The 22,263-nt window shown below is 59.3% G+C and carries 22 protein-coding genes; 7 read left to right on the top strand and 15 right to left on the bottom strand.

Annotated elements, in window-relative coordinates; all coding sequences use genetic code 11:
- Window positions 1–6 precede the first annotated feature (6 nt).
- From PY650_RS02325 to PY650_RS02360, 8 genes are all read right to left on the bottom strand, one after another.
- Window positions 7–987: a DUF2232 domain-containing protein gene (locus PY650_RS02325; protein WP_285877461.1), complete on the bottom strand. Its 981-nt coding sequence runs from the start codon at window positions 985–987 to the stop codon at window positions 7–9.
- A gap of 162 nt (window positions 988–1,149) precedes the next feature.
- Complete coding sequence (gene rpsR / locus PY650_RS02330; protein ID WP_004122103.1) at window positions 1,150–1,398, bottom strand: 30S ribosomal protein S18; 249 nt, start codon at window positions 1,396–1,398, stop codon at window positions 1,150–1,152.
- A gap of 13 nt (window positions 1,399–1,411) precedes the next feature.
- The gene (gene rpsF, locus PY650_RS02335) at window positions 1,412–1,858 is read right to left on the bottom strand and encodes a 30S ribosomal protein S6 (protein ID WP_285877462.1); all 447 of its coding nucleotides are present in this window, start codon (window positions 1,856–1,858) and stop codon (window positions 1,412–1,414) included.
- A 313-nt stretch (window positions 1,859–2,171) separates the two neighbouring features.
- Complete coding sequence (locus PY650_RS02340; protein ID WP_285877463.1) at window positions 2,172–3,230, bottom strand: adenylate/guanylate cyclase domain-containing protein; 1,059 nt, start codon at window positions 3,228–3,230, stop codon at window positions 2,172–2,174.
- 156 nt (window positions 3,231–3,386) lie between these two features.
- Window positions 3,387–3,833: an SRPBCC family protein gene (locus PY650_RS02345; protein WP_285877464.1), complete on the bottom strand. Its 447-nt coding sequence runs from the start codon at window positions 3,831–3,833 to the stop codon at window positions 3,387–3,389.
- A 186-nt stretch (window positions 3,834–4,019) separates the two neighbouring features.
- Window positions 4,020–4,886, bottom strand: a complete 867-nt coding sequence (locus PY650_RS02350) for a helix-turn-helix domain-containing protein (protein WP_285877465.1) — start codon at window positions 4,884–4,886, stop codon at window positions 4,020–4,022.
- A gap of 55 nt (window positions 4,887–4,941) precedes the next feature.
- Complete coding sequence (locus PY650_RS02355) at window positions 4,942–5,331, bottom strand: nuclear transport factor 2 family protein (RefSeq protein ID WP_285877466.1); 390 nt, start codon at window positions 5,329–5,331, stop codon at window positions 4,942–4,944.
- A gap of 299 nt (window positions 5,332–5,630) precedes the next feature.
- Window positions 5,631–6,674, bottom strand: coding sequence for an aldo/keto reductase (locus PY650_RS02360; protein ID WP_285877467.1), 1,044 nt, complete (start codon window positions 6,672–6,674; stop codon window positions 5,631–5,633).
- 196 nt (window positions 6,675–6,870) lie between these two features.
- On the opposite strand from PY650_RS02360, the gene fabD reads away from it, so the two are divergent.
- The 7 genes from fabD (at window position 6,871) to gmk (ending at window position 13,592) form a co-directional block, all read left to right on the top strand.
- Window positions 6,871–7,815 (top strand): ACP S-malonyltransferase, encoded by a 945-nt coding sequence (gene fabD, locus PY650_RS02365; protein ID WP_285877468.1) that lies wholly within the window; start codon window positions 6,871–6,873, stop codon window positions 7,813–7,815.
- Between the two features lie 28 nt (window positions 7,816–7,843).
- On the top strand, window positions 7,844–8,581 hold the full coding sequence (gene fabG, locus PY650_RS02370; protein WP_285877469.1) for a 3-oxoacyl-[acyl-carrier-protein] reductase: 738 nt from the start codon (window positions 7,844–7,846) through the stop codon (window positions 8,579–8,581).
- A 294-nt stretch (window positions 8,582–8,875) separates the two neighbouring features.
- Window positions 8,876–9,112, top strand: coding sequence for an acyl carrier protein (locus PY650_RS02375; RefSeq protein WP_003547058.1), 237 nt, complete (start codon window positions 8,876–8,878; stop codon window positions 9,110–9,112).
- 114 nt (window positions 9,113–9,226) lie between these two features.
- Complete coding sequence (gene fabF / locus PY650_RS02380) at window positions 9,227–10,489, top strand: beta-ketoacyl-ACP synthase II (RefSeq protein ID WP_285877470.1); 1,263 nt, start codon at window positions 9,227–9,229, stop codon at window positions 10,487–10,489.
- A gap of 219 nt (window positions 10,490–10,708) precedes the next feature.
- Entirely contained in the window at window positions 10,709–11,929 is a 1,221-nt protein-coding gene (gene mltG, locus PY650_RS02385; RefSeq protein ID WP_432761475.1) for an endolytic transglycosylase MltG, read from the top strand.
- 110 nt (window positions 11,930–12,039) lie between these two features.
- Window positions 12,040–12,927, top strand: coding sequence for a YicC/YloC family endoribonuclease (locus tag PY650_RS02390; RefSeq protein WP_285877472.1), 888 nt, complete (start codon window positions 12,040–12,042; stop codon window positions 12,925–12,927).
- Between the two features lie 2 nt (window positions 12,928–12,929).
- Window positions 12,930–13,592, top strand: a complete 663-nt coding sequence (gmk, locus tag PY650_RS02395; protein WP_028753370.1) for a guanylate kinase — start codon at window positions 12,930–12,932, stop codon at window positions 13,590–13,592.
- A 7-nt stretch (window positions 13,593–13,599) separates the two neighbouring features.
- On the opposite strand, the gene rsmA is transcribed toward gmk, so the two are convergent.
- From rsmA to PY650_RS02430, 7 genes are all read right to left on the bottom strand, one after another.
- Window positions 13,600–14,427 carry a 16S rRNA (adenine(1518)-N(6)/adenine(1519)-N(6))-dimethyltransferase RsmA gene (rsmA, locus tag PY650_RS02400; protein ID WP_285877473.1) on the bottom strand — a complete coding sequence of 276 codons (828 nt, stop codon included), beginning with the start codon at window positions 14,425–14,427 and terminating at the stop codon, window positions 13,600–13,602.
- Window positions 14,427–15,452 carry a 4-hydroxythreonine-4-phosphate dehydrogenase PdxA gene (pdxA, locus tag PY650_RS02405; protein ID WP_285877474.1) on the bottom strand — a complete coding sequence of 342 codons (1,026 nt, stop codon included), beginning with the start codon at window positions 15,450–15,452 and terminating at the stop codon, window positions 14,427–14,429. Before pdxA ends, rsmA begins: the two co-directional genes overlap by 1 nt.
- Before the next feature lie 7 nt (window positions 15,453–15,459).
- Complete coding sequence (locus tag PY650_RS02410) at window positions 15,460–16,407, bottom strand: SurA N-terminal domain-containing protein (protein ID WP_285877475.1); 948 nt, start codon at window positions 16,405–16,407, stop codon at window positions 15,460–15,462.
- Window positions 16,408–16,610: 203 nt separating this feature from the next.
- Entirely contained in the window at window positions 16,611–19,001 is a 2,391-nt protein-coding gene (locus PY650_RS02415; RefSeq protein WP_285877476.1) for an LPS-assembly protein LptD, read from the bottom strand.
- Entirely contained in the window at window positions 19,002–20,087 is a 1,086-nt protein-coding gene (lptG, locus tag PY650_RS02420) for an LPS export ABC transporter permease LptG (protein WP_285877477.1), read from the bottom strand. It lies immediately after the preceding gene.
- Window positions 20,084–21,262, bottom strand: a complete 1,179-nt coding sequence (locus tag PY650_RS02425; RefSeq protein WP_285877478.1) for an LptF/LptG family permease — start codon at window positions 21,260–21,262, stop codon at window positions 20,084–20,086. The genes lptG and PY650_RS02425 overlap by 4 nt, the downstream gene beginning before the upstream one ends.
- A 105-nt stretch (window positions 21,263–21,367) precedes the next feature.
- On the bottom strand, window positions 21,368–22,150 hold the full coding sequence (locus PY650_RS02430) for a phosphatase PAP2 family protein (RefSeq protein ID WP_285877479.1): 783 nt from the start codon (window positions 22,148–22,150) through the stop codon (window positions 21,368–21,370).
- Between the last annotated feature and the right edge of the window lie 113 nt (window positions 22,151–22,263).

Raw genomic sequence — 22,263 nt, forward strand, 5'->3', positions numbered from 1 at the left:
CTGATGTCAGATTTTCGTGTCTGGTTGTTTGGAATTATCGGCATTCTTGTTCGGGGTCAGAGCGATCGCTTTGCGCGTATCGGACAGACCGAGAATGAGGATGACAAAGGCCGGCAACGTCAGCATCAGCGACGTCAGGTAGCAGAGGATGAGCACTGGTAAGCGCCAGTCCTTGCCACGCGTGCGGTAGTGGAGTGCCGCGAAGCCGGAGACGAGAAAGCCGGCGCTGAACGCACCGAAAGCGGCAGCGCCGATCAATGCCGGGATGCCGCCGAAAAAGAGCGCGACGATGGCGACGAGAAAAACGAAGATTGCATTCCGGTTCATACGTAGAGCCGACGGGATATCTTCGCGCGGACGCAGATTGCGGCTCGATGCTGCAACGATGCGGGTGGCGATGTAGTAGGCGGCCAGCAGCATCAGGACCCAGACGATGCCCCATACGACGGGAACAGCGTAGAGCATGAAGGATTTCGTTCTCGCGATCGCCTCCGCGTCGAGCGCCAGCGTGGGCTGTTGATCCTTCATGACAGTGACGTAGAGATCGACGACCTGGCCGATCAGCTCCGTGCCATAGCCCATGATCGCGCCGACGATGATGATGACGCCAGTCGCCAGACCGCAGAGATGCAGCATGATGTCCGATAGCGGATACCAGGCCATCAAATGATCCGGACCGCCGAGTTCGGAGGCCGGACGTGCAAGGTTGGCCAGGTGGCTGAGCCAGGCCGGGACCAATGCCAGCAGGACCGTGAACAGCCCGAATGGCAGCGAATAGCCGGCAGCGCCGACAATTCCGGCCGTTACGACGGCGGTGATGACCGCGATGTTGCCCCAGCCGAGGCCGACAATGAGGATTGGAAGGGCGGAAAGCGCACCGAACAGGATGAACATCAACGGCTGTACGGTCGCGCCATACACAAGTAGGGCGGCGGTAAGACCGGCGAGGGCGCCGATGGCCAGCACTTTCGGGTTCATCTGTTTCACGTCGCTGTCCTGCTTCGTATCAAGCAGTTAGAGGATGCTTCCGACACTCTGGTCTGAAAGCCGTCCCCAACATGGGGTTTAAGGTTCCGATCCGCGCCCACCGCGGAAGGGAAAAGGGAAGGCATGACTGCCTTCCCTTAAATTACAGCGCGTCGGTCGCGATTAGGCGACGACGTAGGGCAGCAGGCCGAGGAAACGGGCGCGCTTGATCGCCTGAGCGAGTTCGCGCTGCTTCTTCTGGGAAACGGCCGTGATGCGGGACGGAACGATCTTGCCGCGCTCGGAAATGTAGCGCTGCAGGAGGCGAACGTCCTTGTAGTCGATGCGCGGCGCATTGGCGCCCGAGAATGGGCAGGTCTTGCGGCGGCGATGGAACGGGCGGCGGACCGGTGCGGAGGAAACTTCAGACATCTTTCAGAACTCCTTATACGCGGTCTTCGCGCGGACGGCGCGGACGGTCTTCGCGGTCACCACGATCCGGGCGCGGACCACGATCGCCGAAGCTGCGCTCCGGACGGTCGCCATCGCGGCGCGGACGGTCGTCACGGTCGCGCTTCTGCATCATGGCGGACGGGCCGTCTTCATGCTTTTCGACAGCGATCGTCATGTAACGCAGGACGTCTTCACTGATGCGCATCTGACGTTCCATTTCCTGGACGGCAGCGGCCGGTGCATCAATGTCCATCAGGGCGTAATGAGCCTTGCGGTTCTTCTTGATGCGATAGGTGAGGGATTTGAGGCCCCAGTTTTCGATACGCCCGACCTTACCGCCGTTAGCTTCGATAACGCCCTTGTACTGTTCTACGAGGGCGTCGACCTGCTGAGCGGAAATATCCTGCCGGGCAAGGAATACATGTTCATAAAGAGCCATGGATAGCTTTGCCTTTCTTGCGTTGGTCTGAACCCGATATTCGGCGGCTAAGCCTCAACGACTGCTCCTGAGTGGGATAACCCAAGCAAGAAAAGCGTTTCCGAGACGGTCGAGAGCGGAGACACGGGAGGCTGGAACGCTTCCGTTCCGAACGATTTTCAAAAAAGAAAACCGGCCCTCCGTTCAGCCACCAGCCAGAAGACCGGGTTGCGAACAGGGCGGCTTATACGGATTTTTCCGGGAAAGGCAAGGGGAGGAGGTAAATTGCGCTGTTTGACTTCGGACATCATGGCCTTGCCCGCCGTCGGCCGGCTCAATCATCCGGCAAAGTGAAGACGGTGCAGGGGGCGGCGATACCGCGCAATGGGTGCTCGCCCAGAGGGAGTAAAGCCGTCGTTGTCTGCTCCGCGACCGCGCCCGAGATGAGCACGCTGCGGCCAAGCGGCTTGCATAGCCCTTCGAGCCGGCTGACCAGATTGACCGCGGGGCCAATTGCGGTAAAGTCCAGCCGGTCAGCCGCGCCGATATTGCCCCAGAGCATCTCGCCGAAATGCAGCGCCGCACCAAAAGGCAGCGGCGGCAGCCCCTGCGCCTGCCGCACCGTATCGAGATGGGCCATGCCGGCACGGGCGGCGGCGACCGCGCGAAGCGCCGCCTCGCAGGCCTCGCCCGGCGCGCCGGTGGCCGGGAAAATCGCCAGCACCCCGTCGCCGATAAACTTCAGTACCTCGCCCCCAAAAGCGTGCACCGCCCCGGCAACGCGGTCGAACCAGGCATCAAGGGCCGTGATCATCGCCGTGGGCTCGGTCTCCTCGGACAGTGCGGTGAAATCGCGCAAATCGGCGCAAAGCAGTGCGGCGCGGATCGTTTCCCCGGTGCCTCGGTGCAGCGCGCCGGCCTGTACGCGGGCGGCGCTGCGCCGGCCAAGATAGGCCTCGAGCAGCGCCGCCAGTGCCGCCTGCGCGGCCAAGGCCGCCAAGGGCGCCGCAGCGAAGCGCGCGGCCTGGCCCAGCCGGCCGGTCTCGACGGGGTCGAATGGCCGAGTCCCGGCCCAGCCCAGCACCGGGCTGTCCGCCGCCGTGCCGACTATGTCCTCGTGCACCGGGCCTATCCCAGTCAACCAGTCGTGCCCGGCCTGGCTGGGTGGACTGCCGGCGAAGCCCAGCGACTCGATCACCGTCCCGGTTTCGGCCCGCCATAGCCAAATGCGTCGGGCGATGATCGGATGCGGTACTGCGAGCGACAGGAATCCTCCGGCAAGCGGCAGGCCGTCGGCCAGCAGCCGCCCGCCGAGCTCGGCCAGGAACCGTTCAGGGGCGGGCGAGGCTCCTGCCTCGTCAACCAGCCAGGCAAGAGGGGCGGGCAGATCCATGCCTCGATCATGCCATGGCCGTCGAAGGCTGTCATCTGCGGTGGCGATGGCACATAGGCTTGCAATGAAAGGTACAGCGACGTCGTTGGACCACAGCCGTTGCGCTTGGGCACTGTAGCCGGCTCAAGGTCGGCGATTTTCGGGAGCAGAAAGCGGTTATTTTCTGCCAGCCATTGGGTCCGGACCCGGATTGCGTCCGGCTGCAGCTTCGGCCAGCCGTCCGAGATAGTGAGCCCAGCCTTCCGCATGGCCGGCGCATTGTTCGGCATTGGGCAATCCCGTGTGGGTCAAGCGCAGCAGCGTTCCATCCGGTTGCTCGATGAGGTCGATCTCGACCAGGCTCGATCCCGGCGGAACCGCCTCGCTGCCATCCCAGCCGAAACTATAGGCCAGGCGATGCACGGGCACCACCTCGCGAAAGGAACCGCGAGCGAAGCGAGCGCCGGTGACGTTGACGAGATAAATCCCCTCGGGCTTCGGCTCGATCTGTGCTTCCGTTCCCATCCAGCGCAGAATTTTCTCCGGATCGGTCAAGAGGGCGAACACTGCGGCTGGTGGCGCCGGGATGCGTCTTTCTTGGCGGACGACGAGGGGCTCTGGCATCAGTCTCTCCTTTGGTTGCGTGGCCTGCCTTACCGGAGGCGGAGAATGGACAGGCGCATCCTATCGCGGAACGTCCTCATGCAACAGCATGAAGGCGCCGGCATGCCCTCAAAAACGGCGTGCCTGCGATGACATTGCGGCGTTGAGCGTTCGAACTTCGATGTTCGCTACGGCTGAAAAGCGGTGTCATTCTGGGCAATCCCAATAATGATCCGCAGGAAATATTGTCATCGGCGCATCCTTCATCATTTCTGCGTAGAGCCGTTCGGTCTGCTGATCCTTCGGGAACATGCATTCGAGCCTGAGCTCCTGCGATGCGATGGTCATAGGGGTGCCGACTGTCGTTATCAGAGAAAAGAAGCCGAGATTCTTGCCGTCCTTCACAAAGACCAGAGGAATGACGGGTGTTCCGGCGGGTGCGGTGAGCGCTTTCCAGTCGACATCGACATCCGGATAGGCGAGCAGTGTTTTGAGCAGCTCCCGGGTTTTTTCGTCAACGACCCGGCCAATAGACTCGCGATGGACACGGGCCAGCAAGCTTCTCGATGTCTCCGGCCAGTCGCGAATGAAGGGGCGCATCCCGGCGGGGTCGAACATCAGATGCAGCAGGTTACGCGGCGACTTGCGCGTTTCCATATTGACGAAGCAGTTGAAGAAACGCGGCGCGGCGGTGTTGGACAACAGAACGTTCCAATAGCGATCCATGACGATCGCGGGGAAAGGTTCATGCTGACGCAGCATGCGCCGCAGCGCATCTGCGACAGGTTGCATTTCCGGCGCTTCCCAGGAATCGTCCGAATAGATCGGCGCATAGCCTGCGGCGAGGAGTAGGGTGTTGCGTTCGCGGAACGGCACATCGAGCGCCTCCGCAACGGTCAGCAGCCTCTGGCGGCTCGGAATGCTGCGGCCGCTTTCGACGAAGCTGATATGGCGTTGCGAAACGCCCGTCTCCATCGAAAGGTCGAGTTGGCTTTTGCCGCGCACCTCCCGCCAGTGACGCAGCAACGGGCCGAGCTGTTTCGAGACAGATATCGCTGTGTTGCTGATCGTCATGGAAGGACCTCCTTGCCGGCTATGCCTAGGACATCTTACGTCTGGCACAGGACGGTTAGAATTGCACCGGCCCGACGGAACCGAACCAGTGGCGCACCTTGGTGTGATCAGCCTCGTCCATGTAGAAGAAGTGCGTCATCACGGGCTTGACGACGGCGTGGTTCGGATCGTCAGGGGTCATCGTAACGAAGCCGCGGAAGACCTTGAGGAACCCGCCGTCCCAATATTCGGTCACATCATGAAGGGCGGTAAATCCGGTGTCGATGAAAGCGCGCAGACTTTCGCGGATAGTCTCGCGGCCCTTCCATTCAGCGATACCCAAATTGGCGGTAGCATCGTCTGCGAAGCACTCGAAGCCGGAGCCGAAGGTCTTGTCGTCAATCTCCCTCCAGAAGGCCAACAGCCAGTCCGGCGTTTCACGCTTCGTAAAAATCATCTCGTTCATAGTCTGTCTCCCAATGTGTTGCTTAGGACAACAAGAGGCTAGAGCCGCCAGGGCGAAACCGCCGGCGCTTGATGTCTGTTCTCTCTCGTTGGTGCTTATCTCTTGTGGAGATGTCCCGAAATTACGCGCCAGTACGACGCGTCTCAATTACATCAGGGGTCATATTTTGCGGCGCGTTCGGCCGCCTTCGTGCCGACGGACAAGATCGGCTTACGCGCCGGCGCAGATGCCATCGGCCTCGCAAGGTTGTCTTGCAGTCGTTGCGCCTTGCGGCGGCGGCAAGGCGCATTCACCAGAGACTACATCGGCCACGGATAGAGCCGGTGTACCTTTTCGATCTCGGCAATCGCCCCTTCCGGCAGCGTGACATGGGCCGAAGCAATGTCGGTTTCGAGCTGAGCCATCGAGGTCGCGCCGATGATGACGGAGGTCATGAATGGCTTGGTCAGGCAATAGGCGAGCGCCAGCTTGGCCGGATCGAGATGATATTTGGCCGCGATCTCCAGATAGGCCTTCACCGGCGGTTCCTGCAGCGGCTGTAAGCGGCCGCCGATGTCCGTATTGATAGAGCCGCGCGAGCCGACCGGACGTGCGCCACCGAGATATTTGCCGCTGAGAATGCCGCCGGCGAGCGGCGAATAGGCGAGCAGACCAACATCTTCGTAATGCGACAGCTCGGCGAGATCGAGATCGAAGTGCCGATAGAGCAGATTGTATTCGTTCTGTGTCGAGACGACGCGCGGCAGGTTCTTTTGCTCGGCGATCGTCAGGTATTTCTGGATGCCCCAGGTCGTTTCATTGGAAAGGCCGATGGCGCGGATCTTGCCGACCTTCACCAGCTCGCCCATGGTCTCCAAGATATCGGTGATATTGGCGATCGTCTTTTCGCGGTCCTGGGTGAAGGGGTTGTAGCGCCAGTTCTGGCGGAAATGGAAATGGCCGCGGTTCGGCCAGTGCACCTGATAGAGGTCGATATAGTCGGTTTTCAGTCGCTTCAGGCTACTGTCGATTGCAGCGCGAATATTTGCGGCATCTGCACCCTGGCCGCCGCGGAGATAGTCGCGGCCGGCGCCGGCGACCTTGGTGGCGAGAACGATATCCCCGCGCTTGCCGGTCTTTTCCAGCCAGCTGCCGATATATTCCTCGGTGCGGCCCTGTGTCTCCGGTCCGACCGGCGTCGTCGGATACATTTCGGCCGTATCGAAGAAATTGATGCCCTTATAGAGCGCATAATCAATCTGCTCGTGCGCTTCGGCCTCGCTGTTCTGCGTCCCCCAGGTCATCGTACCCAGACAGATCTGCGAAACGGAAATATCGGTGCGGCCTAAATTCTTATACTTCATGGGAAAACCTTGAGGCTGGCAGGAAAAGTCCTATAGGAAGAGTCGCTGAAATCTAGGCGGGAAAGGAGCCAACGCAAGAAGAAAATCGACGCTTCTCCCATCTGCAAAAGGCAGTGACTGCAGGGTTTGCGCTATTGACTCCACCGCCAACAATGTCATTGGGAAGCGAAACGACCCCCGAAGGAAGCTTGATATAATGACTATTGCTTTCACATTTCCCGGCCAGGGTAGCCAGACCGTCAGCATGGGCAAGGATCTCGCGGACAATTTCGCCGAAGCGCGCGCCGTTTTCGAGGAAGTCGATGAAGCGCTTGGTGAAAAGCTTTCTGACATCATCTTCAATGGCCCCGAAGACAAGCTGACGCTGACTGCGAATGCGCAGCCGGCATTGATGGCAGTATCGATCGCCGTCATGCGCGTTCTCCAGGCGAGGGGTCTCGATCTGAAGAACAAGGTTGCTTATGTTGCCGGTCATTCGCTCGGCGAATATTCAGCGTTGTGTGCCGCCGGCACGTTCTCGCTTGCCGATACGGCGAGGCTACTGCGCGTTCGCGGCAATGCGATGCAGGCGGCGGTTCCGGTCGGCGTGGGCGCAATGGCGGCGATTATCGGCCTGGAACACACCGACGTGGTCACGGTTTGCGCCGAGGCTTCGGCCATCGGTGCCTGCCAGATCGCAAACGACAATGGCGGCGGTCAGATCGTCATTTCAGGCGAGAAGGCTCCGGTCGAAAAGGCTACCGAACTCGCAACCGCCAAGGGTGCCAAGCGTGCCATCCTGCTTCCAGTATCCGCGCCCTTCCATTCGTCGCTGATGGCGCCCGCCGCTGAGGCTATGCGCGCGGCTTTGGCTGAGGTTGCGAAATCCGATCCGGTCGTGCCGGTCATTGCCAATGTTCGCGCGGCTCCGGTGACGGACGTTGCCACAATCGCCGATCTGCTGGTCGAGCAGGTTACGGGTCAGGTGCGCTGGCGCGAAACAGTGGGATGGTTTGCCGCTAACAATGTAACAACATTATATGAAATCGGCGCCGGCAAGGTGCTGACCGGCCTGGCCCGGCGCATCAACAAATCGGTGACCGGCATTGCGGTAAATTCGACCGCCGATATCGACGCCGCGCTCGCCAGCCTGCTTGGCTAATACAACAATTTGGAACGAGGGAACTCACATGCTTGATTTGACCGGCCGCAAGGCCCTGGTAACCGGCTCTTCCGGTGGTATCGGCGAAGAGATCGCACGGCTGCTACACAAGCAGGGCGCCATCGTCGGCCTGCACGGCACGCGCGTCGAGAAGCTCGAGGCCCTGGCTGCCGAACTTGGCGACCGCGTCAAGATCTTTCCGGCTAACCTTTCCGATCGCGATGAGGTTAAGGCACTCGGCGTCAAGGCAGAGGAGGAACTCGGCGGCGTCGACATCCTCGTCAACAATGCCGGCATTACCAAGGACGGCCTGTTCGTTCGCATGAGCGACGAGGATTGGGACAGCGTGCTGGAAGTCAACCTCACCGCCGTTTTCCGGCTGACCCGGGAGCTGACCCATCCGATGATGCGCCGTCGGTATGGCCGCATCATCAACATCACCTCCGTCGTCGGCGTCACCGGCAACCCCGGCCAGGCCAACTACTGCGCGTCCAAGGCGGGCATGATCGGCTTTACCAAGTCGCTGGCGCAGGAGATCGCGACGCGCAATGTGACCGTCAATTGCGTCGCCCCCGGTTTCATCGATAGTGCCATGACCGGCAAGCTGAACGACAAGCAGAAGGAAGCGATCATGGGTGCCATTCCCATGAAGCGAATGGGCAGCGGCGCCGAAGTCGCGTCCGCCGTCGCCTATCTGGCCTCCTCGGAAGCGAGCTATGTCACCGGTCAGACGATCCACGTCAACGGCGGCATGGCAATGATCTGAAAAAGGAAAAGTCTGTTGGGGGCAACTTTCCCTCCAATAGCATGTTGAGCAACCTGGAAGCGGCTATTTTCTGGCTTTGCGACAGACTTAAACCGTGTTAAGCGGGCCATGACTGTGTTCAGTCGTCCCGCAAATGCAGACGGACTGGGCCGCGTGTACGGCGGCCGGGCCTTATCTCAAGACCGGGTTGAACGGGTTTGCCAGCGGCGCCAAAACAAGCGCTGCAGGCTTGAACAGGGTAGGGATGTCAGACGGCATTCTGATCAGGACATAAATAAGGTCGAGGAAACCGACATGAGCGATATCGCAGAACGCGTAAAGAAAATTGTTATTGATCATCTTGGCGTTGACGCCGACAAGGTTGTTGAAAGCGCAAGCTTCATCGACGATCTGGGCGCGGACTCGCTCGACACCGTCGAACTGGTCATGGCCTTCGAAGAAGAATTCGGCGTTGAAATCCCCGATGACGCTGCCGACTCGATCCTGACGGTTGGCGACGCGGTAAAGTTCATTGAAAAGGCCCAGGCCTAATTATTTGCGCTTTGTAAAGGGCGGGCTCTCTGAGTCCGCCCTATTTCGTCCGGCAAGGTCGGACGGTCCATATTCATACGCATGACATGATAAAAAGACGGGGGTCTGCGGGCGATGAGACGTGTCGTTATCACGGGTACCGGCATGGTATCACCTTTGGGCTGTGGCACGGAGGTGTCATGGGCGCGCTTGATCGCTGGACACAACGGCGCGCGTCTTGTGACGGAATTCGAGGTCGAGGATCTCGCGGCGAAGATTGCTTGCCGCGTTCCGGTCGGCGATGGCAGCGAAGGCACGTTCAATGCCGACGATTGGATGGAGCCGAAGGAACAGCGCAAGGTCGATCCTTTCATCATTTACGGCATGGCTGCCGCCGATATGGCGCTGAACGATGCCGGATGGCATCCGATGTCCGACGAAGACCAGATCGCCACCGGCGTCATGATAGGCTCCGGCATTGGCGGCCTGGAAGGCATTGTCGAGGCTGGCTACACGCTGCGCGACAAGGGTCCGCGGCGGATCTCGCCCTTCTTCATTCCGGGGCGTTTGATCAATCTCGTTTCCGGCCAGGTTTCGATCCGCCACAAGCTGCGCGGCCCGAACCATGCCGTCGTCACCGCCTGCTCCACTGGCGCCCATGCGATAGGCGACGCGGCCCGCCTGATCATGCTCGGCGATGCGGATGTCATGGTCGCCGGCGGCGCAGAAGCCCCGGTTTGCCGTATCGCGCTCGCCGGCTTTGCCGCCTGCAAGGCGTTGTCGACGCAGCACAACGACGATCCGCACAAGGCTTCGCGCCCCTATGACCGCGACCGCGACGGCTTCGTCATGGGCGAGGGCGCAGGTATCGTCGTTCTGGAAGAGCTGGAGCACGCCAAGGCTCGTGGCGCCAAGATCTATGCCGAAGTGGTCGGCTATGGCCTCTCCGGCGACGCCTATCACATTACCGCGCCGTCAGAAGACGGCGAGGGCGCGTTCCGGTGCATGACCTCGGCCCTGAAGCGCGCCGGGCTGACGCCTGCAGATGTCGATTACATCAATGCACATGGCACGTCGACCATGGCTGACACGATCGAACTCGGCGCTGTCGAGCGGCTGGTTGGCAATGCTGCGTCCAAGATTTCCATGTCGTCGACCAAGTCGGCAACCGGCCATCTCCTCGGTGCAGCTGGTGCGATCGAGGCGATCTTCTCCACACTCGCCATTCGAGACAATATCGCGCCGCCGACGTTGAACCTCGATAATCCGGAACTGGAGACGGCCATCGATCTCGTTCCGCACAAGGCTCGTAAGCGGGACATCAATGTCGCACTGTCGAATTCCTTCGGATTCGGCGGTACGAACGCATCACTTGTTCTGCGTCGTTATGAGGCATAAAAACAGCGCGTAATTCCGAAAAGCAGGGAGTGCTTTGCGGCAGGGCCATGTGCCATCCTTGAATGTTATTGCGTCCCTCGCGTGTCGCACGGGACGTGACGCAGTAGCGTCTGATCGGTCGAAAGCGGATCTTCATTAGGCTCCGCTTTATCTTCTGAACCTGCTTTTTGCCGCATTGCTTGGTCAAAGAGCAGGCGAAGACAAATGAAGGAATTGCCGGTGAGCGATACGAACCAGAACAACGGAACTCCGAACGGGCAGAAAGGGCCGATCATCCCGAAATCGGCCAATGAAGCTCTGCGTCCGGAGCGTGTTCCGGATCCGCCGAAGCGTTCTCGCAAAGCCCGCAGCCAGATGGTGATTTTCCTGAACTTTCTGATGACGCTGGTCGTCTTCGTGATCGTTCTTGCAATCGTCGGCACCTACTACGCCATCTCCGCCTATCAGAGCCCCGGGCCGCTGACGACCAACACCAATTTCATCGTGCGCAACGGCGCTGGCCTCGCCGAGATATCCAGCCGGCTCGAAGCCAGCAACATCATCACCGATGCCCGCATCTTCCGCTATCTGACGGCAACCTATCTCCACAACGGCGAGACACTGCGGTCCGGCGAATACGAGATCAAGGCCGGCGCTTCCATGAAGGATATCATGGAGCTGTTGAAATCCGGCAAGTCGATCCTCTATTCGGTCACCTTGCCGGAAGGGCTGACCGTGCGGCAAATATTCAACAAGCTGCAGGCTGACCCGGTGCTGGAAGGCGATCTGCCCTCGGCCTTGCCGCCGGAAGGCAGCCTTGAACCTAATACCTATAAGTTCACACGTGGCGCGAAGCGCACAGAAATCATCGATCAGATGAAGGCTGCGCAGGAAAAGCTTGTCGATGAAATATGGGAGAAGCGCGATCAGTCGTTGCCGCTGACGAATAAGCGCGATCTGGTCACCTTGGCGTCGATCGTTGAAAAGGAAACCGGGCTTGCGGATGAGCGCGCCCATGTGGCGTCCGTCTTCCTCAATCGTCTCGGCAAGGGCATGCGCCTGCAATCCGATCCGACGGTCATCTATGGGCTCTTCGGTGGCGACGGCAAGCCGGCCGATCGCCCGATCTTCCAATCGGATTTGAAGAAAGAAACGGCCTACAACACCTATCTCATCAAGGGCCTGCCGCCGACGCCGATCGCCAATCCGGGTAAGGATGCGCTCGACGCAGTGGCGAACCCTTGGAAGACACAGGACCTCTATTTCGTTGCTGACGGCACCGGCGGCCACGTCTTCGCCGCGACGCTGGAAGATCACAACGCCAACGTCAAGCGCTGGCGCAAGATCGTTGCGGAAAAGGGAGAGGATCCGAGCGCGATCGCGGTTGACGGTCAGCCGGATGACAACGGTGCTGCCGCCGCTGGCCCTTCCGGCGTACAACAAAAAAAGAAGACGAACTAATCTCTGCTGCGCCGTGCTTTCGATCGGGCGCTCGGCGTAGTCTCACCGTTGCATGGTCTATGATCCTCTGATTTTGAAAGGATTTTGGACGAGAACTATCGGAGGCTTGCATGCTATTGCAGTCCATGACCGGTTTTGCCCGGCGCGAGGGATCGAGCGGCCGCTCGCGTTGGGCCTGGGAGCTGCGATCGGTCAACGGCAAGGGTCTGGATTTGCGTCTGCGCCTGCCGCCGGGCTTGGAGCGTGTGGAAACCGATGTACGCAAGCTCATCACCGACAGGTTTTCGCGCGGCAATCTGCAGGTTGGCCTCTCCCTATCCGTCGATGAAAGCCGCGTTGAAGCGGTCGTCAATCAGGATGCGCTAGCGACGGTGCTGGCGTTGCGCGGCCAGCTCGCCGGCGTCATCGATCCAGCACCACTGCGCTTGGACACGCTGCTCGCCATTCGTGGCCTGGTTGAATTCAAGGAAGCCGAGGAAGGCGAAGAAGCGCTTGCAGCCCGCGATTCGAACATCATGGCTGGTCTCGAAGCCGCGCTCGTCGATCTAAGCGATATGCGCCGTCGGGAAGGGCAGGCGCTCGGCCAAATCCTGCTCGGCCACGTCGCCGTCATTGAGACGCTGACGGCGACGGTGGAGCGCGACCCGTCACGTTCTCCCCAGGAGATCGCTGCAAGGCTGGCGACGCAAGTTGCCATGCTTCTGGACGGGACTTCCGGCCTGGACCGTGACCGGCTCCATGCCGAGGCCGCGCTCATCGCCACCAGGGCCGATCTGCGCGAAGAAATAGACCGGCTCAAAGCGCATGTGGCGGCGGCTCGTGATCTTATCGCCAAGGGCGGCCCGGTCGGACGCAAGCTCGATTTCCTTGCACAGGAATTTAACCGGGAATCGAATACTATCTGTTCGAAGTCGAATGCCGCGGCGGTTACCGCCGCCGGAATCGAATTGAAGGTGGTCATCGACCAGTTCCGCGAACAGGTCCAGAATTTGGAGTAGCTATGAAACCGGCGACATCCACATCCATTTCGATTGCCCGCCGGGGGCTGATGCTTGCTATTTCCTCGCCCTCGGGCGCGGGGAAATCGACGATCGCGCGCACCTTGTTGGAGACCGACAAGCAGATCGGTCTTTCCGTCAGCGTCACGACGCGGCAGCGGAGGCCGAGCGAGATTGCCGGCATACATTATCATTTTGTCTCGCTGCGGGAATTCGAGCGCCTGCGCGATTCCGACTCGTTGCTCGAATGGGCGGAGGTACATGGCAATTTCTACGGCACGCCGCGCGAGCCAGTAGAAACTGCAATGGCAGAGGGCCGCGATATGCTCTTCGATATCGATTGGCAGGGCGCACAGCAACTGCAGGAAAAGATGCCCGCAGATGTCGTGTCGATCTTCGTTCTGCCGCCCACCATGACGGAGCTACAATCGCGCCTGCACCGCCGCGCTGAGGATTCCGAAGAGGTGATCGCAACGCGGCTTGCGAATTCCAGGGCCGAGATCGCCCATTGGCGCGAATATGACTACGTCATCATCAACGACGATCTGACTGCTGCTTTCGATGCGGTTCAGTCCATCGTCAAGGCCGAGCGCCTGCGCCGCGACCGTCGCCACGGAATGTTCGATTTCGTTCGTGGCTTGCTGGAAGAAACGCCCAAGCTCTGAGCTGCGATCAAAGGAAGTTCGCCAACCGGCAGAACTCTTCGACGGAGAGCGTTTCAGCGCGTCGCTGAGGGTCGATATCGGCTTTCTGTAACAGCGCTTCACCACCGAGCGGCTTCAGGCTCTGTCGTAGCATCTTGCGCCGTTGCCCGAAGGCGGCCTGTGTCACCTTTTCCAGCTTGTCGACGGAGCAGTGGATCGGGTTTTCCTTCGGCGTGAGGTGCACGACCGTCGAGACTACCTTTGGCGGCGGCGTAAAGGCCTGCGGCGGCACGTCGAAGGCCATGTGCGCATTCGCACGCCAGCCGCAGAGAACGCCAAGACGGCCATAGTGATCGTCATCCTCGTCGGCAACGATCCGCTGGCCGACCTCCTTCTGGAACATTAGCGTCAGCGATTGCCAGAAGGGCGGCCACTGATTTGGCAAGAGCCAATTCACCAGCAACTGCGTGCCGACATTATAGGGCAGGTTGGCGATGATCTTGACCGCACCCGTCGGCGCCAGCGCGGCGAAATCCGTCTTCAGCGCATCGCCCTCGATGACGTCCAGCCGGCCGGGATAGTGATCGGCGATCTCGGCCAGCGCCGGTAGGCAGCGTGGGTCGCGCTCGACGGCAATGACCTTGGCGGCTCCGAGGGCCAGAATGGCACGCGTCAACCCACCTGGTCCCGGTCCGACTTCAAAGACGGTGACGCCGCCGAGCGATCCGGCAGTGCGAGCGACCTTCTGTGTCAGGTTGAGATCGAGCAGGAAGTTTTGGCCGAGCGCCTTGCGTGCATCGAGGCCGTGGCGTTGGATCACCTCGCGAAGCGGTGGAAGACCGTCGAGCGCGGCCATCAGCGATTGCTTTCGATTGGGCGGCTGATCTCACTCGCCAGCTTGAGGGCTGCCACGAGACTGTCCTCCTTGGCGACGCCCTTGCCGGCGATGCCAAAGGCGGTGCCATGGTCCGGCGAGGTGCGGACAAAAGGGAGGCCGAGCGTAACATTGACGGAATCGTCGAAGCCGAGCGCCTTGGCCGGAATCAAAGCCTGATCATGGTACATGCACACAGCGACGTCATAGCGACGGCGGGCATCGTCGTGGAACATCGTGTCGGCGGGCAGGGGGCCAAAGGCATCGATGCCTTCATTGCGCAGCACCGCGATCGCCGGCCGAATGATGTCCTCATCCTCCTTGCCGATGGCACCGCTCTCGCCGGCATGCGGATTGAGGCCGGCGACGGCAAGTCGCGGCTTTGCGATGCCGAAACGAGTTCTGAGGTCATGGTCGGTGATCCGGCAGGTCTCGACGATGAGATCCGAGGTCAGCGCCTGTGGCACATCCTTCAAAGGAATATGGATGGTGACCGGAATTGCCCGCAGTTTCGGCCCAGCGAGCAGCATGACCGGCATTACCGGCTTGCCTGTCGCCCGTGTCGCAAGATCGGCTAGAAATTCGGTATGTCCGGGAAAACCGAAGCCCGCGTCGTAAAGAACCGATTTGGCGATGGGATTTGTCACAACCGCCGAGGTATCTCCCTTCATGCTGAGCGAGGCCGCCATCTCGATGGCTGCAATGGTCGCCTTGGCCGTAACGAGATGCGGTGCGCCGGCAATCACATCCATGCCGGCGGCGATCGGCAATATCGGCAGGGACTCGGCGAAGACATCAGAGGCAGTCGATGCATCCGCTTCCCGCAGTGGCACGGTCAGGTTCAACTGGCGCGCTCGCGCCGCAAGTACTTTTGGGTCGCCGAGAAACAGGAAGGGCATCAAATCAAGCTCGCGGCGACGAAGCCAGGCGGCGAGCGTGATGTCGGGTCCGATACCCGCTGGATCCCCTTGCGTGAGTGCAAGGGGGCGGGAAGAGCGCGAGGGCATCGGACGATCAGCGATAGAGAATCTGCGCCTTGGAGCGCAGTTCGTCCACATACTTCTTGTCGTTGGCGCTAACGCCCTGGGCATTCGCCTTGCCGAGATCTTCGGCGCGGAAGACCGCGGCTGCGGCAACGTCGTCGTTCACCTGGCGCTGCGAGCAGATCGCGACATATTCGATGCCGCGATCGGTCACGATCGCATCGGTCGTATTGCCCTTTGCCTTCTCAAGCAGGGGCTTCCAAGCCTCCGGAAGGTCGGGTGCAAGGACGCGGCCGAGATCCTGGACGGAAACATCATGCATGGTTGCAGCGAAGACTTTTGCCTGATCGCAACCGGGGAACTTGGCCCTTGAGGCTTCCGCCTCGGCCTTGCGTTTGGGGAGAATCGCGTTGCGCTTCGCGGTCGGGACGACAAAGATCATCTGTTTCAGGAAATATTCCGTCGTCACCGGCTTCGTCTTGTTTTCCGTCATGCGCGTCACGAGGTCGTCATTCGACATGCGACCACCGCTCGCGCCGAAGCGGGCATTGACGACACGCGGCCAGCTCATGGAAATGGCGATGTAGTTTTTGAAGTGATCGACGCCGACACCCATCTTGTCCAGGATCTGGCTCAGCTGCTGGGGTGACATCTTGTTGCTGGCGGCGAAGCGGGCAAACGCGTTGTCGACGTCTGTCGTCGAGACCGACATGTGCACGCGGGCGATTTCCGAACGCTTTAGCGTCTCATCGACGAGCTGCTGTTGTGCCAGCTTATTGAGGTCGCCTTTCTGGCGCTGCAATTTCAGGAAGTTGACGCGCTTGGAGATATCGCCTGATGTGATCACCGTGTTGTTGACGACGACCTTCACCTCACTTGCCGCGAAGGCAACATCGCTGCTTGGTATGGCAAAGGTGGCCACGACCATCGCTACGGCGCCGAATAGCACAGCGCGCTTCGGTGTCTTTCCAGAGAACATCAATTACCCCTTCCCAAAGGTCCTTGTCCGCACCGCGTCACATTGGGACGCCATTGGCGCAATACGGTAAATTTGCGCTGATATCTACAACAAGCACGACGAATTGCAAAATCCTTGCGGCGAAACAATGACGCGGGGGAATGGCGAAACGATTCAAAGCAAAAAGGCCGGCTTCGAAGCCGGCCTTTTTGCGATTTGATTGTTCAGAACGTTGCTTCCTGGACGTTGCCAAGATTGACGTCGCCGAGCGTGCGGAACGTTATGCGAGCACCGATAGACCAGTCGCTTCCCGATTGGTTCGTCGTATCCTTCTTGTCGAGGAAGGAGATGCTGAAGATCGTGCATTCGTCCGCATAGGACAGGCCGATACCCTGGCGGGTGATCTGGCTGTCGTTGAGATCGTAGCTGACCGTGCCGAAGACAGACCAATATTCTTTAAATTTGATCTGCGCGCGGCCCTGGATTTCATCCTGATCCGTGGTGAAGCCATATTGCGGCTGAGCGGCGATATGGGTGTAGGTCATCGACGTCTGGAAGGTGTCGTTCGCAAATCCGACCTGGGTATCGCCGCGTCGGAACGCGAAATCCTTTTCGTCGAAGCGGTAGGACGTCGAGAGCGAGATGCCCTGCGGCGTAGTAAGGCCGAACATGGTCACATAATCGGAGCGGGTGGTTTCAAGCCCCGATTCCGCTCCGGCGGCGACCAGATCGTCCGTTGCGAACGAATTGCGCCCGGCAAGCTGGAACGATTGACCAAAGATACTCTGCAGCTTGTAGCCACTATCGAAGCTGCCGGTATAGCGCCAGCCGAGGTTGGCGCGCGTGCCGCCCTCGATGCGATCATAGCCGGAGAACTTGTCGCGGTCGAAGAGATTGGTCGCATCGAAGACAAAGCTCTGCGCGTCCTCGTTCGGCAGTTGCCCGGCAAGCGTCTCGTTCGGGCGCACGTAAATCTGCGCGATCGGCTCGAACACATGCGAGCTGTCGCTGGTCGTGATGAGGAAGGGATATTTGGCCTCGAGGCCGGCCGTCAGCATTCCACGCGTGGCATAGTCACTGGTATCGTAGTTGCCGGGATAGCTGAAGGACGAACCCAACGAGTTGGGCGAATCCATATCGAGACCGTAGACGTCGCCGCGAGCTGCGAGCAGCGGTGTCAGAACCAGACCCTGATCGGTGGTAAAGGTACGCTGCCACTGCAATTCCGTGCTGAGGCGCGTATAGCTGCCGGGAAGGCCGAGAAAGCGGTCGTTCAGGCTCGCGTCGCCGAGATTGTTGACGTTATCCAGCACCGAGGCCTTATCGCGCGATAGGTGCGTGAAGTTCATGTTCGCGGATAGTTCGCCACCATATACCGACTTCGGATCGACATAGTGATAGTCGATGGTCGGATAGACGACCGCCTGCTGCTTTTCAGCAGTGCTGTTATTGTCGGCATCCTGAATGTCATAGTAGAAGGCGCGCATATCGAAAAAATTGCGCTTGCCGAGACCCGTCAAATAGATGTCATTCGTGTGGGTGCTCTGGCTAAGACCTTGTATGCCATAAGTGCGCGAAAAGTTATTGTCGCTTTGCGCCATGACATCCCAGCCAAACGTCCAGCGTGGGTTGATTCTGAAATCGGCTTTCGAATTGATGACACCACGCGCCTTGTGTTCAGCGTCACTGGTGCCGGCTGTGAACTGCCCGGGGCTCATTTGATTGATACCGGCTACGCGCAGAATATGCGTACCGTTTTCAAAGCGTTGCCGGAATTCGCCTTCCAGCATCAAGCCTTGGCTCGTATAACCGGTGGCGCTGACCGTCGCGTCCATGCTCGGCGAGATCACGTAGTAATAAGGAACCTTCAGGCCGAAGCCGAGATTTTGCGAGATGCTGGCCGACGGAAATAGGAAGCCGGACTTGCGCTTCACGGTATTATCGGGAACTTCGATCCATGGAACGTAAGCGATCGGTTGGCCGAACAGCTCGAAACGCGCATGCTCGAGGCGGACGGTATGTGTTACGCCGTTCTGCACCACGCGCTGCGCCTTGACCTGCCACAGCGGCGCGCGGCCCTGTTCAGAGCAGGGCAGGCAGGCAGTGTAGACCCCCTTTGTCAGGATCAACTGGGTGCCGCCAACACGTTCGCCCTTTTCGGCGACCATGCGGGTATTGTCAGGCATTTCGATGCGCAGGGCGTTGACGAAACCGTCGGAGAAGCTGTCGGTGACATCCATTTTGTCGCCGTACATGCGATTGCCGTCCGGGGTGATCAGCTCGACATTGCCGATTGCCGTCATCCGCCCCGTTTTCTGATTATATTCAACCTTCTGTGCGACCATCTTATAGCCGCCATAGTTGATTTGGACCGCACCGCTTGCGGTAACGATCTGCGTATCCTTGTTGTAGACCAATTCGTTTGACGAAAGGATCAGCTTGGCGTTTTCCGGCACTTTGACCTTGATGGGAGAGGTCGCAGCACCAGCGCCGGCGTTATTATTGTTGTCCTGGGCGTAAGCTACGACCGGGCTCATGACAAATGCATATGCAGCCGCGCCCATGACGAGGGCAGCGACAAATTTCCTGATACTCTCGCGGTTGCCTGCCGCCACTTAGCCGTCCTCCTGATGAAGCAGGATCGTTGCTCCGAATGCCAAAGCGACGATCACGGGTATCCATGTCGCCACGAAAGGAGGAACCACTCCGCTGCTCCCAAATGCTTTTACAAGCACGGTGACAACATAAAGCACGAAGCCTGAGAGGATTCCACCCAGAATCACGGAGCGCGATTGGTTGAATCTACTGAATTTTAAAGACACGGTTGCTGCGATCAGCGTCATTGCCACCAGGAGGAATGGCTGCGACAGCAGCGAGTGAAATTGCGTCTCGAGAGCCTTGGTTGAGATGCCAAACGACTTTGCAATCGCAATTCGATTAGAAAGATCATAAAAAGCAATGGTTTCCGGCTGCGCCAAACGCTCGGAGACGAAATCCTGTTTCAGATTCGTACGGACCTTGGTTGTACCCTTGTGATCGGGAATTTCGCCGGGACGGCGCTCGACGACACCATTAAGAAGCCAGTAACCATCTTCCAATTTAGCCGACTGCGCGTCCTGCCTGAGAACGATATTCCCCTGTGAATCGAAGTGGATAAAGACGACATTCACCAGCGTCGTTCCGTTGTCGAGAATGGCCTTGGCGCCAATGATGACGTCGTCTTTGCCGTCCGATTGGCGCAACCACGGAATCGAGAGTTTGTTGTGATAGGACGGATCGCCGCGCAGATCGGCTTCCATCGTTTCCGCCTGCCGTTGTCCCCATGCGGCGACCGGATTGAGGGCGAACATAGTCAGAAGGCCGACGAAGAAGGCGCCCATCACGAAGGGTGTCATGAATTGCCAGACGGAGATGCCGGCCGCACGGGCAATCACGAGTTCCCGACGCCGGTTGAGCGCGATCAACACTGTCATGCCGACGAAGAGCGCAATAAACGGCACCGTCTGCTGCAGGATGAACGGCAATCTGACGGCCGTCATCAGCAAGCCGACACTGACCGTGTACCCGGGAAGGCCGGCGAGCCGGCCTGCGGTCTCGCTAAAGTCAACAAGATAGACGATCGAAATCACGCCCAGGAAAAACCAAAAGGTGGTGATGACGTAACGCATGAAGAAGTAGCGGCCGAGCGTGCTGAAGATCATGCGCCATCCCCATTCGAGCTGTCGGGCGCCACCGGCATGCGATCCTGAATCTTCTGACGCCAGTTGCTGACGCGGTTGCGGATCGACGCCGGCATCGACATCTTCCTGTTCCTGAACAGCAGAGCAATGGCAATCAGAGCCGTGGCGATGTTGACCGCATAGAGGACGCCGATGAAAATGGGTGCATTATCGATCTGATTTACCGCGTAAAAATTCGCCCAGCGCAGCGCGAAGGCGATGGTGAGTGCCGAAACCATCGGGTGCAAGCGCGCTTCACGATGAGATCGCGCATCGCCTGCAATGACCAGCGATATCAGAGCAAAGATTGCCGGCAGCGCCCAGTCATTGAGACGCCGGTGCAACTCGGCACGATAGTCGCCTGATTTTGCTTTGTAATCCGCATCGTTCGGATTCGGATTGAGCAGAAACCCGAGGCTGCGGTCGCTGGCGCGCAGCGTTGCCTGACCGCGGCTCTGCGTCATATCGGAAAGATCGAAGGAATAGGAGTCGAAATTTATGACGGAGACGTTGCCGTCCGGCGTCTTGCGGTGGACTTCGCCATCCTTCATCAGCAGCGAAGTGCCGCTCGGATCGACGGCGCCCTCCTTGGCATAATAAATGAGGTCGAAACCAGGATCGCGCGAATCCACCACGAAGAGGCCTTTCAGGATTCGTCCCGACAGGCGCTGGGTGATTTGCACGTAAAGCCCGTCTTCGATTCGCCTGAAATTCTTCTCTTCGATAACGGTCGAGAGCAAGTCGGCATAAGCTTCGGCGACCATCTCGCGGGCCGCAACGCGGGCCTTCGGCTCGATCACATTGCCGACGACGAAAGAGAAAACGCTGATGGCGATCGCGAGAATCATGATTGGGCGGATGATGATGCTGCGCCGCGCGCCAGCCGCCTCCATGACGGTCAGTTCCGAATCGCTGTTCATCGCAGTCAGCGTCTGCGTAATGCCGATCACCAACGCAAAGGGCAGGACCACGGGAATGATCGTCGGCAGGATGAGAGTCGCAAGCTTAGCAAACGAGCCAATCGACTGGCCGCTGTCGGTCACGAGATTGATGCGCTGCAGCACCTGGGTCGTCCAGATGATCGCGAGCACCGGTAGCAGAGCTACCAGGAACATCATGCCGACACGCCGTACGATATATGTTTCGAATAACTTCATGCCGGCCCTTAAACGCAACACCCCGCCGTGCGAGCCGGCAGAGAGATTCACCCTCCTCTACGCTGTTTGAGTTTTTTTGGCGACAACCCACTCGCAAAAAATTCGTTAATTTTCTGAAATTCTTCTGCTGTGTGTCGTTTGGGATAGAGCCAGAAGAGCGGAAAATACAACCAGCGAGGAAAGCCAGCCCAGAACGGCGTCCGATAGGAAGTGGCCGCCGAAAGCCACTCTGAGGGCTGCGATGAGAATCGAAACGGCTGCGATCGGCAGAGCAAGAGCCGTTCGCGCCGGCTGTGGAATGATAAAGATCAGGCAAAACAGCCAACCGGCGGCGGCAGCTTCGCCGGAAATGAAGGAACAGTTGCTCACGCATTTTCCGGCGAAGGAACCGGCATGAACGAAATTAAGTGCGCCGCCGAAAAGATCGGTCTGGCGAGGCCGCGGACGGCCTGAGAAGGCCTTGAGCCAGAGATTGACGATCAGCACAGGGCCGAGGAGCAGCGAGCCGAGCGCGATCTTCAGATTGCGGGCCCTTAACGTTCTGAAGGTTGCACCGTGCTGCTGCCAGCACTGGACCAGCATCCAACAGAGTGTCATTGCAACGAGATAGGGAGCCTGAAAGAAAATCTCCCTGAGCAGGCGCATGTGCGGGTCGTCACCGTAAGGGAAAATGCCGCAGATCTGGCCAATCCTCGCGGGAATGGCGCAAGGCTCCGGCAGGAAAAACATATTGGCGACGGCAAGATCGATCTGCGGAAAAAGCGAAAACAGCCCGAGCAATATCCACCAGAGGCAGAAGAGAACGACAAAGGCATCTCCCGCCGAGCGCGGTCGGAGGATTTCGGGGAAACGATCCCGGCGATCGAAGCTGCTGAAATCTATGATCAATGTGGCTTCCCGATAAATGATCGCACCGGCCGGGCCGCAGCACCTAGTAGCTGAGTTGTTAGCCTAGAGGCCGTAGATGACAGTGATTTGAATGTGGCGGGGGTGTTTCTTCG

Origin of the sequence: Martinezella calliandrae (assembly GCF_030272695.1) — a bacterium.
Classification (GTDB): Bacteria; Pseudomonadota; Alphaproteobacteria; order Rhizobiales; family Rhizobiaceae; genus Rhizobium; species Rhizobium calliandrae.